The following is a 12,689-nucleotide window of genomic DNA, read 5'->3' as shown; positions in this document are numbered from 1 at the left end:
CGGACGTGTCCGAGCGACCGGGCTGGTGGATCTACCACGGGACGGGTGTCCCGCACGACGACATCGCCCGGCTGCCGGCACCGCCGCCGTGGCGGTTGTTCGACGACGAGGCCGTCCCCATCTCCCCGTGGGTGGAGGAGTCGGCGGCCGACGCCCGGCGGGGCGAGAACTACCGCCCGGACCGCGACACAGTTGAACTGGTCAACGCCGCCATCCACCTGCGCCGGCCGCTGCTGGTGACCGGCCGTCCCGGCACCGGAAAGTCCACACTGGCCTCTGCCGTCGCCCATGAGCTGGGGCTCGGGCGTCCACTGCGGTGGAACATCACCAGCCGCGTCACGGTAAAGGACGGCCTCTACCAGTACGACCCGCTGGCCCGGCTCTATCAGGCCAGGCGGGACAGCGGGTCCGGGCCCGGCGACGAGCCAGAGGACGTCGGCCGGTTCATCCGCCTCGGCCCGCTCGGCACGGCGCTGCTGCCGGCCGAGCGTCCACGGGTGCTGCTCATCGACGAGATCGACAAGGGTGACCTGGACCTGCCCAACGACCTGCTCGCCATCTTCGAGGAGGGGTCGTACGAGATACCGGAGCTGGTCCGGCAGGCGGATCAGGCCGCCGACGCCGCAGTGATGACAGCGGACAGCACCGAGCGGGTGCCGGTGCGTCACGGCCAGGTCCGCTGCCGGGCCTTCCCGATCATCGTGATGACCAGCAATGGTGAGCGGGACTTCCCGCCAGCGTTCCTGCGCCGGTGCATCCAGGCGACCCTGCCCCAGCCCGAGGCGGAGAAGCTGTCGCGGATCGTCGAGGCGCATCTGGGCACGCTGGCCCCGAGCGGCGCGGAGATCATCCAGCGGTTCCTCAGCCGGCGGGACCACGACGACCTCGCCACGGACCAGCTGCTCAACGCGATCTACCTCACCGACCAGGCGGGACGGACCACGGGTGTGGACCGGGACCAGCTCGCCGACAAGGTGATGGCTCACCTGTCCCGCCGGCCCGATGACGATTGAGCGGCTACGTGCCGCGATCACGGCGGTGGGGGGCGCCCCCACCGCCCGGGACCTCGCCGAGGTCCTATGGCTGAGCCACCACCTCGGCCCGGCGGCGCCGGTGGCCGCTCCCCCGCCGGCCCCGGCCGTCGGGCCGCCGGGCGTGGATGCCGAGCCGGCGGCGCCCGGCGCACCGGCGCCCGCCCGACCGTCCGAACCCCCCGCGCCCGCGCCGGCCCCGCCACCCTCCCGGCCCGCGACCACGCCGCTGCACGCCGCGCCCGCCGCGCCCGGCACGATACGGGCCGGCGAGATCACAGTGCCGCAGTCGGCCTCGCTCGGTGACCGCCTGGGCCTGCAGCGGACCCTGCGACCGCTGACCCGGCGGGTGCCGTCCCCCCGGCAACAGGTCCTCGACGAGGAGGCGACGGTACGCGTCGCGGCCGAGCACCTGCTGGGCGGCCGACCGTGGCCGGCGGTGATGGTCCCGGCGACCGAGCGTTGGCTGGACCTGGCGGTGGTGGTGGACAGCACCGCGTCGATGACGCTATGGCGGGAACTGGCCGGCGAAGTGGTGGACACCCTCGCCGCCGCGGGGGTTTTCCGGCGCGTCGCCCAATGGCGGCTGGACCGGGACGACGCCGGCCGGGCGAGGCTGTCGACCTGGCGTGGCGACCCGCGCACCGGCGCCGAACTGGTAGATCCCAGCGGCCGTCGGGTGATCCTCGTCGTCAGCGACTGCGTGGACCGGATCTGGCACACCGGCGCGGCCGGCGCCCTGCTGCACCGGTGGGCGCGTCGCGGGCCGGTCGCCGTCCTCCAGCCGCTGCCCGAACGGATGTGGTCACGGACCGGCAGCCGGACGACGCCCGGGCTGCTCAGCACGCCCCGTCCCGGCGCGCCCAACTCCGACCTGCGGTTCGAGCCCTTCGACGGGTCCCCGCCACCACGCGGGGCCGTGGTGCCCGTGCTGGAGATCGACTCGGCGTGGTTCGGCCGCTGGACCCGGCTCGTCGCGGGTGCCCCGGCGGTCACCGCGGCCGTCACCGCCGTGACCGGTGAGCAGCGCGACGCCGTCCTCGCCGGACACGGAGGGCACCTCCCGCCCTCGCGGCGGGTCCGGCAGTTCCGCTCCTCGTCCTCGCCCGAGGCCGTCGAACTCGCGGCCTACGTCGCGATGAGTGAGCCGGTGCTGCCGGTCATCCGCTACATCCAGCAGGCGATGTTCCGCCGGGCCACCCCGTCCCAACTCGCCGAGGTGCTGCTCAGCGGTCTGCTGCGGGTGGTGGACGCGCGGACCGGCCGCTACGCGTTCGTCGAGGGTGTGCAGCCGCTCCTGCTGGACACCCTGAGCCGGCCCAAGATGGCCCGCGCGGCCGAACTGCTGGAGCACCTCTCCCGAACCGTCCAGTCGCGGATGGGCGTGGCCCGTACGCACTTCACCGCGCTCACCCCGGGGCCCGGGCACCCCGGGTTCGGACCGGACAGCCGGCCCTTCGCCGTCGTCAACCTCACCGCCCGGGCCCGGCTCGACCGGGCCGGGACGCCGCTGGCCGGCGCGTCCACGCCACGCCCCGCCCCCGACGACGATGCCGGTCCGCTCGCCACGCCCGATCCGGCACCCGGATCCGCGCCTGCCGACGGCATGCGGGACCTGCTCTCACCGTGGCGGCGGGCGGTACGGTGCACCGGCCGCGACCGGGAACTCGCCGAACTGCGTCGCTGGGTGGACCTGCCGGGGCCGTCGTTGCGGGTCGTGACGGGAGGGCCGGGCGTCGGAAAGACCCGGCTGCTGGTCGAACTGATCGCCCAGCTCGATGCCGCCCCGGTAGCGGAGGGCCACACGGACGGACGCCTCGTCGTCACCCTCGCCGGGGGCGGCGAACTGGTCGTGATCGACGAGGCCGAGACCCGGCCGGGGACCGTCCGGCGGGAGCTGGCCAGAGCCGACCGCGTCGCGTCGACCCACCTGCTCCTGATCACGCGGGCCGCCGGTGACTGGTGGCAGGAGCTGCGACGCACCGGCCCGTCGCGGCTCGTCGGCGACGCGACTGTCGACCGGCTGGACCCGCCCTGGCGGGCCGGCCCGCCGCGGCAGAGCGCGCTGCGTGAAGCCCTGCGCGGCCTGTCCCAGGCTCTGGACGCGGCTGCGGGCACGGATCGCTGGCGCGAGCACGGCGAGCGGATGCGGCTGCCCGACGTCGGTGACGACCGGTACGCCACCCCGCTGTCGCTGCACATCGTCGCCCTGCGCATGCTCGTGCGCACCCTGCGCGCACCGGCGCCGGTGACCCCGGAAGACCTGACGGCCGCGCACGCGACGAGGGAACGCCGGTACTGGGAGGACGCAGCTGTCGCCGCGCAGATCTCGTACGCCCGGCCCGGCGAGCTCGACCGGTACGTGGCGGCGGCGACACTGTACGGGGCGGCGACGGCCCGCGACGCCCAGGACCTCATCAGCCGGCTGCGTCCGGACATGGCCACCGACCGGCCGACCCTGCACCGGCTGGCGAACTGGCTGCACGAGCTCTACCCCGGCGGCCCCGAGGGGTACTGGACGCCCGTCACGCCGGACGACCTGCGATCGGAGATCGTGGTGCCCGCCGTCCTGGCCCACCCCGATCTGGTCACCGGCATCCTGGCGGACCGCTCGGCGGACCAGGTCCGGCGGGCGATGCAGATCCTCGGCCCCGGCTGTCACAGGCATCCCCGGCTGGTCGAGCCGGTCTGGAGGGTCGTCCGCGGCCATCCCCCGCTGTTGCTCGCCCTGCTCGAGCAGACCCGGTCCCGGACCTCGGTGCTGCCACCGGTCCTGGTGGACCGGCTACGGCGGCTGGTCGCCGACCCGGACACCCCGGAATCCACACTGCGCGCGGTCGCGGACGGGCTGCCCGACCCGGCGGCCCTCTTCGCCGGTCAGCCGGCATCCGTCTCGGAACGGCTCGTCGCGGGTTTCCGCCGGCTGTCCGACCGGGACCGCTACCTGACCCCGCTGGCGGACGCGCTGGCGCGGCACCGGGAACGGCTGCTGGCCGAGGGCGCGGCCGACGCCGTGACCGACGTCCTCGCCGAGGAGGTCGAGCTGCGGGCCCGGCTGGCGCAGCGGGCCGGGCCGCAGTCCGTCGACCGCGTCGTACGCGCGCTGGCCGCGACGCTCGACGCACAGACCGGCCACCTGGCCCGGACCGGACTGACGACGCAGGCCCTCAGCAGCGCCGACCGCGCAGTCGCCCAGTACCAGCGGTTGATGTCCCGGGGCTCCCGGGACGCCAGGGGGCCGCTGTGCGCCGCGGAGAACCGCCGGGCCCGGGTGCTGGCCGACCTCGAACGCGTCGACGAGGGGTTCGAGGCGGCGCGGCTCGCCATCGCGCACGGACAGGAGGTCGTCGCGGCAGGGGCGCCCGAGGGTGATGATCTGCTGAACGAGGCCCGCGCCACGCTGGCCATGCTGCACCGTCGCAGCGGCGACCCGGCCGCCGCCCTGGCCGTGGAGAACCAGTGCGTCCGCCGCTACCGGGAGCGGTACGCCGCCGAGCCGGACCGGCACGCTGTCGCGCTGGCCCGGGCGCTGCTCCGACAGACCCTGGACCTCGCCGACCTCGGCGCGGCGGACGACGCGTTGGCCACCTGCGAGCAGGCGGTGGCCCTGATCGGCGCCACGGTTCCGGCGCCGGTGGCGGAGATGGCTACCGCACGCCACTGCCAGGCCATGCTCCTGCGGTCCACCGGCCGGGCGGATCAGGCAGCGACGGTGCTGCGGGAGGTGGTCGTCCTGCACCGCCAGCTCGCCACCGGCGACCCGTCCCGCCGTGGCCGGGACCTGGCCGAGGTGCTGCGGCAGCAGGCGTGGATGCTCGCCGAGACGGGCCCGGTGGAGGCGGCGATCGAGGCGCTCACCGAGGCCGGGGACGTGCTGGCCCGGCTGTTCCGGGAGGACCCCGCCGACGCCAGCCTGCGCGCCCTTCTGATGGCCAACCACCAGGACCTCGCCGAGACCTGGGACCGGGTGGGCGAGCCTGCGACGGCCGAGCGGCACCGGCAGCGGGCCCGGCTGCTCCGCGAGGCCGGCGGGGCCGCAGGGCAGCCGGGGTCCTAGTCGAGGGCCGTCCACACCGCCCAGAAGGTCTCCAGCAACTGCGCCGCCCAGCGCTGCGCTCCCTGCGGCAGCCCGGCCCGCACCGACCAGGCTGTCCCCGCGCCCGTCGCGGCGGCGGTCAGGGCGAGGATCACCAACCGGTATGCCCGGTAGGAGGGAGGCAGGTCAGCGGAGCGCACGGGCCACCTCCGCACCGACCCCGGGCCGGCCGCGCAGCAGCCAACGCAGCGGCTCCACCGGGGCCGGCTCGTCCCGGCCGCTGAGGAAGTAACCCACCTGGGCGAAGTCCCGGGCGGCCGTGATCACCAACTGGTCCAGTCCCCGCTCGTCGAGCCAGGAGCGGACCCGGTCCGGCGCCGGCATGGTGCCACCGAGCAGGCGCCGCAGGTGGTCGGCTCGGGAGACCACTACCGCGAGGCGGCATCGCCCGGTGTCGACCCCCCGGTTGCGCAGCCATCCCACCACCAGTTCGTAGGCGTCGAGCGGATCGCACGGCTCCGGCACGTCGACGCCACCCACCAGCCCGGCGGCCAGCGGGTCGAGGACGAACACGAAGTGCCGCGTGCCGTAGAGGTAGGCGTACGAACGACAGACGACGGGGTCGAGCAGCCCGCGGGCGGGAGCGTCGAAGAACTGGAGGCGCTGGGCCGTCCCGGTGCCGCCCTGGACGGTCACGGTCACCACCAGTGGCCGCGGCGGCTGTCCCCCGCCCTCCACCCGGCTCACCAGGCACTGCCCGCCGGGGAAGTGGGCGACCAGCCCGGCGGTGAGCGCCTCCACCAACGTGCTCTTGCCGGCTGCCGCCGCGCCGAACAGCGCGATCCGCACCTCGCTGCTCGCCCCGCTGCCATCGGCGAGAGACGTCTGACACTTCGGACAGTACGCCGGCAGCCGGGGGCCGGCCGCGGCCGGCCCGACCGGCAGCTTCCGTCCACATCCGCACCGGCGCCACCGGAGACCCTGAAGCCCGGGACGGAGCATCCGATGCCGCTCGGCTCCCGCCGGCACGTCCCGGCCGTGCCGGCCCGAGCACCGGTACTCGGGAAGGTCGATGAGGAAGTAGCAACGCGGACAGCAGAGACGAGTGCCGCGCCGACGGCGGCGTCGGCGCTCGCCCGCCCGTAACAAGGCGGCCACCGCCAGGGTCCAGAACCAGGCCGGCACCGCCACCAGGGCGACGACCGCGCCGACGAGGAGCAGCGCGGCAACGACCCCCACTGTCAGCCCGGTCAGACCGGCGACCGGCAGCGCGAGCAGGGGCCAGAAGAGGACGATCGTCCAGGTCCTCGACCGGACGGCGGGGCGCGGGACGTCCGGGTCGCGTGCCGGCCCCTGGAGTCGCAGGTGGTAGCGGGGCATGGTGGGCAGGTCCTGCCAGCCACGCCGCCACATGCCGCCGACCCGGCCGTGGCAACGCTCCGCCAGGTGCCGAAGGTCGTACCCGGCCTGCCGGTGGGCGTAGTGGACCCAGGCGTAGTCAGGCCGGCGTCCCCGGGGGAGCCGGGCGGTGAACTCGTCGTGCGGGGTCCGTACGCGCGGGACGTCCACCACCCCGCCGAACACGGCAACCGCCTCGGCCAGGCCGAGGGCCAGCCCGGCCAGGACGCCGCCGAGCAGGGCGTAGACGGTCAACGGCGCGATGGTGACAGTGGCCAGCCCGTAGAGCACGACGAGCACCACGAGCGCGGTCAGCAGGAGGACGGCCGGATTGGACACGGTCACCGCCCGTCCGCGCGCCGCCAGCGCATCAGCCTTCGCCGGTCGGCCCGTACGAGGGCGTTCCAGAGTTCCGACCACTTCGGTCCCAGGCTCTCGGCCTGCACCGTCATCTCGCCCAGGCGTTTCTGGGAGCAGCGGGCCACAGCGGTGCGGACCCGCTGGTCGAGGTCGGTCCGGACCCCTGCCTGGATCATCGTGGCGATCTGCGCCGACTGCTGCTCGGCGTTGACCAGGACGAAGGCCAGCACCACGTGGACCGGCCGGGAGTTCATGCCCAGCTCGGCGCGCAGCTTCCGCGAACACGCCTCGGCCAGCCGGGGCGCGTGCAGAAGCACCATGACGGCGGCGGCCACCGCCGGGGAGGCCACAACCTTGTCGCACAGCTCCGGCGTCCGCACCTCCACCAGCTTGGGCGGGAGACGTGCCGCCGCCTGGCCGAGCGCGCCGAGGTCGGGCCGGTCGGAGCGCAGCTGATCACGTACGACATCCAGCGCCCGGTACCCGTCGACGGCCTGCGCCACCTCGGGAGGCAGCGTCCACAGCCCGTGCCGGACCAGGATCTGGGCCGCGTCGACGAACTCCGGGTCGGCCTGGTAGCTCAGCACCGTGATGCCCAGGACGTGGAAGGTTCGGGGGTCCAGCGGCGTGCCCGCCGGCACCGTCCGCCGCAGCAGGTCGGCCTCGACCCGACTGACCGGCCGTGCACTCCACAGCACGGCCGCCGTCCGGTTCATCATCGACATCCACTGTGGTGCGGCCATCGCGGTCCGCAGACACTGACCCACCAGGTCGTACCGCTGCGACCTGGGCAGGTGCCGCAGCGCGGCCGCCACCACGGCGGCATCCAGTGGTTCGTCCAGTCGCATCGGCTCCCGCAACAGCACGTCCCACCACTGGTCGCCCAGCACGCCGGCCACCGCCGGTTCCGCCAGCAGCCGCCGACCCAGTTCCTGTCGCAGCAGACCGACGACCTCGTCCGCGCAGGCCCAGGTCTGCGGCTCGTACGGACGGTCCGGATGGTCCGCCCAGTCCAGGACGAACTGCCAAAGGCCGGGGCGCAGGTCGGCGGCCGAGGGCCGCAACCCGAACCGTCCGCACAGCCGCAGCAGCGCGTCGAACTGTTCGGGCGGCGCCGTGCGCAGCGCCTCGACGCACGGCCGGAGCGCCCGCTCCTCGTCGTCCCGGGTCCACGCCGGCGGAGCGGGCGGCGCCGGCTCGTCCGGCACCCGTCCCGTTGCCGCCACCTCCCGCCGCTCCGCGTCGATGAGGGCCGTCCGGACCCGGACCGCGTGCCGGCCGGGGGTGACGGTCCGGCCGGCCTCGTCGAGGTCGCGCAACACACTCGCGGGCCACCGGTCGACGTGCTCCAGCAGCAGGTCGACGATTCCGCCGCCGTACCGGCGCACCAGCGGCGGAGGCCCGTGCCGCAGCCACGAAACCAGCGGCCCGACATCCTCCCGTTCGGGCAGGCGACGCAGGATCGCGGCCAGCGCCACCTCGGTCCCGGCCTCGCCGGGCAGCCCGGCCGCGGCCGCCACCTCCACCGCGTCGACCACGTCCAGGGGGTCCTCGGTGAGGAAGAGCTCGGTCCACCACCGTGCCTCGGGCGTCTCGGGCGTCGGTGTCCACACCTGCCGGACCAGGTCGACCACCAGGAACCCCTGGTCGTTGTCGAGGTCGGCGGCCGGGCCGGCCCAGTCGGGATGCACGGCCAGGATCCGCTGCGGCGCATACGCGGGGTCCAGCGTGAACACCTTGAAGCCGGTCCGCAGGGCGACCCGCTGCGGCAGGAGCAGTGTCACAGCTGTCACCCAGCGCAGCACCTCAGCCGGCTCCTGCGCGACGAAGAGGATCCGCCGGCCGGCGCCGTCCCGCAGGGTCGACAACAGGGCGGTGAGCAGAGCGGCGCCTTCCGGGGATCCACGCACGAACGCCTGGGCGTCCACCGCGCCCAACGGGCCCGGCTGCCAGCCCGCCTCGATCGGCGGGCAGCCGGGCCCGTCCGCCGGCTCGCTTGTCCAGAACGGCGCCCCGAACAGCTGGGCCGGGCGGACCAGGCCGTAGGAGGCCGGGTCGCTTGTCACGATCGCGTGGGTGAGATGGTTGCCCTCGCGCCCTCCGCCGCTCTCCCTGCCGAGGTACACGCCGGTCGCGGTGGCCAGGAGCCCGTCCCAGACGTGGGCGAAGGAGACGGGATAGGTGTTTGCCGCACGCCGCTCCCGCATCCACCGGGGCGGCGGCTCGTAGAGCAGGCAGTGTTGCACCACCGCCTCCGCGCCCTGGTCCGCGCCGGTGGACCGGGACTGGAATTGCAGTCCCGGTGTGCCGAGCAGCCCCTGACCTTCGCGGCAGTCGGTGTAGATGAGGGTGTCGAACCGCCCGGTCATTCAGTCCTGCCGGGGCACGACGCCGAACCGGTTGAGACTGAGCAGCCACAGCAGCGGCTCGTCCACCCGGTAGGGGCGGACACCGCCGGGCTCGACGAGCGCGTTGTCGTAGTCGGGCGGCGCGCCGAGCGCGGAGACGCAGAAGTAGCGGAACGTCCGGTAGTTCTGTCGCAGGAGCTGCTCGATGTCGTCGCCCTTCCAGCTGCGGAGCAACGCGGCTACGGCCTCGTGGGTGGCCCGGCCCAGCCGCTCGTCGTACGCGGGCCCGGGCCGCGGCTCCTGGCAGAGCGGGTGTTCCCGTCCCAGGACGTCGAAGAAGGCGTCCATCTTGGCGAACGCGACAGCGACCGGCTTGCCGATGCGCTCGCTCCCGCTGACCCCGGTGCTGGCGCGCAGGCTCTGGGTGAGCCGGTCCACCACCTCGATGGTCTCCTCGGTGGAGCGGATCGCGGATCGGGGAAGCCGCAGCCGCTCCCGGGCCTCCGGGAGCATGAACGGGTCGAGCAGCAGGATCAGCCCGTCCGCGGCGCCGACGTACGCCAGGTCGTGTGCGCCACTGAGGCTCCCGACGTCCTCCCCCGCCGTGTCGTGGAAGGACAGGTAACTGGTGCGGTAGGTGGTGCGGCCCCACTTGCGGTGCTCGCTGCGCCACTCGAAGACCAGGGGCTCGCGACGGCGTTCCCGGTTCGGTGCGGTCTGCGCCGGCAGCTTGTGTTCGGTGAACATCCGTTCCACGTTGTCGGCGAGCCAGCGCGACGGCGACTCCGACCCGCCCTGCCGGTCGCCGGTCATCCGGATGCCCGCGCCGAACCGCCGGCGCAGTTCCGCCGAGCGCAGCTGCCGGGCGAGCACGGTCAGGTAGACCGACTTGCCGGTGCCCTTACCGCCGAACATCGCGATCATCGGGCTGGCCGAGTGCCCGAAGTTGGGCGGTAGCGGGGTGTGGCACTCCGGGCATGCGCGGACGCCGGTACGCCCGCCGCAGTGCGGGCACAGCGCCAGGCGTGCCGGACGCAACCGCTGGGTACGGGGCGGCGCGAAGGTGGGCAGTACCGCCGAGCCGAACCCGGTCCTGCGCCGGCGTTGCTCGTCGACCCGCGTCCGGCATCCGTCATGGTCGGCGTCGCCCTGGCCGAGACACTGGAACCACAACGCCGTGCCGTCGATGCGTTCATAGCAGAACGGGCATACCACCTCAGACAACTCAGGTCACCTTCATCGATCCGACAGTGGGCAGGGCGACCACGGTGGGCACCGGGCCGTGGACGAAACAGCGGATCCAGTACGGATGCGCGCGCCGCGGCAGCGACGGCACCGCCACCTCCAGGTCGTGCGGCCGCTCGGGGCGCAGCTCCAGGTGTTCGGCGACGGCCAGCACGGACCCCTCTTCGACGCTTCCCGGCATGGTGGGCTCCGAGCCGAGCACCACGGTCGCCGTCACGCCGACGAGCACGGCGTCCGCCTGGAGCCGGACGGTGATCCGCCGTCGTCCCGCCCGCCAGAGCGGGCTGCGGTGCAACGAGTAGGAGACAGCCACCGGGCGCGCCGGCAGGGTGACCTCCCGTACCGCCGACCGCACCTCGTCGCCGACGACGTCCGTCACGACGACGACCCGGGCCACCGACTGTCGTGTGCCGGCGGGGATCCGGAAGCCGTTCGCGCCGGCGTAGGCCGACCGGGTCACCTCGTGACGCATGGTCCCGCCCGGGGCGGGCCACTCCACGACGGCCCGCCGCGCCCCGTGCGGCCAGATCCAGGTGAGGACGACGTCCTCGCCCCGCCGTTCCGCCTGCAGCCGTCGCACCGGCTCGGCGATGCCGAGCGCCACGAACCGGCCAGCGGTCAGCCGCTCCCCGTCGATCACGAAGGGCACGTAGAGGTGGTAGCCGACGGGGACCTCGGCGACGAAACCGGTCTCACCGTCACTGGTCTCCCTGGCGCCGGTCAGCTCCTCGCCGAAGGTGTCCAAGACCGTCATCGGCAGCGCGGAACCCACCGTCCAGGGCGGCGGCGAGGCGCAGCGGTGCACGCGGACCTCTCGGCCACCGGCGTCCGGCCACGACACGCGTACCCGGCACCGGTCGCCGCGAGCACCAAGCACCGACACGGTCAGCTCTGGGACTCCTGCCGTGGTGGCGGACCCGGTGTCGCCGGCCGTGGTGGACTCGCGGTCCGCCCCTGCTCCCCCTGCGGTGTCGGCAGGTCGCACGGGGGACGTGGTGGCCCCGGCCGGATCCTCCAGGCGAGCCAGGACGAACGAGCGGACCTCGGCCTGCCAGGACGGATCCACCGCGCCGCCGCCTGCCCTCACCGGCGCCGGACCCGTGGTGGGCGGTGGCGCGGCGAAGTGCCGGGCCTCCGCCATCGCGTCGCGTATTCGCCTCCGCATCGATTCCCGCGGCCGCGACGCCCTGGCGCCGTGCTCCTGCCACCAGGCCGGATCAGTCATGGAGTCACCGACGGTGCGGATCAGCTCCTCGTCGGCCCGGATGAGCAGCCGGCAGATCTCCGCCCGGCTGTCCGGTCCGACGGCGCTGTCCTGCCAGAAGCGGCGTACGACGGTCAGGTGACGGATCAGTTCCGCGCGGGTCCAGCCCGGCTCCACCGCGTAGCGGGCGGCAAGGTCACCGGGGGGAAGGCGCCCGTGGTGACCCCGCAGAGGCTTGATGACCTCGCGGTCGTAACGCTCGGCGTCGAACGCCATGGGTCAGCGAAAACTCGGGCGACGGGGAGCGGGGCGGGGTCCAGGCGAGCGGCCGCCGGTCAGGTCCGGCGCCCACGTCCATGCATGCACATCGGTGAGATCATCACAGCCCGGCGGGTGATCACAAGCAACTGTCGTCGGCTGGACAGATCATCGGTGGCGCGACGAACTCCGCCCCCGGCCGGGGCCGGGGGCGGAGTCGGCGTCGGTGTGCATGTCGCCTCTCGGCGAGTGGCGCGACGCGGCTCCAGCCGAACGGTATTCCGCGAAGGCAATTTAGGTGAGGCCCGGGGACACTGAACACACCGACGCTCTGCACAACGGTACCGGGGTCACGGTTCTTCCGCTCGTTCGTCGTGACCCCGGTCACCGCCGGGTCAGCTGTTCCAGTGCTGGGCGACGAGGTCGGCGGCCTGCTGTTCCCACTGGGCGTAGTGGTCGGGATAGGCCGACACCTGGACGGTCTGGGCGGCCTTGGTCAGTGGCATGTCCTTCCAGCCGTCGACCTGCTTGAGACCCTTCAGGAACGCGGTCGTGGAGTACTCGGGGTCGGTGATCTGCTCCACCGTGCCCCAGCCGCTGGAGGGACGCTGCTGGAACAGGCCCTGCGAATCGTGGTCGTTACGGTCGCCGAGGTGGCCGAGGTTCTCCAGCTTCGACTCCTGCAGGGCGGTGGCGATCGACACGACGGCGGCACGTTCGTCCATGCCGGCCTTCTTCGTCGCCGCGATGATCGCCTTGACGTTGGCGGTCTGCTCGTCGGTCAGGTCGATGTGGGACTGGGTGCCCTG

At 73.9% G+C, this 12,689-nt stretch carries 8 protein-coding genes; 2 read left to right on the top strand and 6 right to left on the bottom strand.

From position 1 onward, the window contains the following. The first annotated feature begins 5 nt into the window (after nt 1-5). Together AB0C17_RS15700 and AB0C17_RS15695 are read left to right on the top strand one after the other, a co-directional pair. On the top strand, nt 6-1,013 hold the full coding sequence (locus AB0C17_RS15700; RefSeq protein WP_357387483.1) for a MoxR family ATPase: 1,008 nt from the start codon (nt 6-8) through the stop codon (nt 1,011-1,013). Beyond that, complete coding sequence (locus tag AB0C17_RS15695; protein WP_357479052.1) at nt 1,003-5,088, top strand: SAV_2336 N-terminal domain-related protein; 4,086 nt, start codon at nt 1,003-1,005, stop codon at nt 5,086-5,088. Before AB0C17_RS15700 ends, AB0C17_RS15695 begins: the two co-directional genes overlap by 11 nt. On the opposite strand, the gene AB0C17_RS15690 is transcribed toward AB0C17_RS15695, so the two are convergent. The 6 genes from AB0C17_RS15690 to AB0C17_RS15665 all read right to left on the bottom strand — a co-directional run. Then, nucleotides 5,085-5,267 (bottom strand): hypothetical protein, encoded by a 183-nt coding sequence (locus tag AB0C17_RS15690; RefSeq protein ID WP_357389797.1) that lies wholly within the window; start codon nt 5,265-5,267, stop codon nt 5,085-5,087. The genes AB0C17_RS15695 and AB0C17_RS15690 overlap by 4 nt on opposite strands. Further along, nucleotides 5,254-6,810: a hypothetical protein gene (locus tag AB0C17_RS15685; RefSeq protein ID WP_357389799.1), complete on the bottom strand. Its 1,557-nt coding sequence runs from the start codon at nt 6,808-6,810 to the stop codon at nt 5,254-5,256. Before AB0C17_RS15685 ends, AB0C17_RS15690 begins: the two co-directional genes overlap by 14 nt. After that, on the bottom strand, nt 6,807-9,194 hold the full coding sequence (locus tag AB0C17_RS15680; RefSeq protein WP_357389801.1) for a GTPase-associated protein 1-related protein: 2,388 nt from the start codon (nt 9,192-9,194) through the stop codon (nt 6,807-6,809). The genes AB0C17_RS15685 and AB0C17_RS15680 overlap by 4 nt, the downstream gene beginning before the upstream one ends. Further along, a complete protein-coding gene (locus tag AB0C17_RS15675; RefSeq protein ID WP_357389803.1) occupies nt 9,195-10,397 on the bottom strand; it encodes a zinc ribbon domain-containing protein in 1,203 nt (400 codons plus the stop codon). A 1-nt stretch (nt 10,398) separates the two neighbouring features. After that, on the bottom strand, nt 10,399-11,898 hold the full coding sequence (locus AB0C17_RS15670; RefSeq protein ID WP_357389805.1) for a hypothetical protein: 1,500 nt from the start codon (nt 11,896-11,898) through the stop codon (nt 10,399-10,401). Between the two features lie 377 nt (nt 11,899-12,275). After that, a partial coding sequence (locus tag AB0C17_RS15665; protein ID WP_357479049.1) for a hypothetical protein occupies nt 12,276-12,689 on the bottom strand: 414 nt, incomplete at its 5' end.

Source organism: Micromonospora sp. NPDC048887 (assembly GCF_040649715.1).
Taxonomy (GTDB): Bacteria; Actinomycetota; Actinomycetes; order Mycobacteriales; family Micromonosporaceae; genus Micromonospora.
Note: the sequence above shows the minus strand (reverse complement) of the source record. Positions and strands in the feature narration are given on the sequence as shown.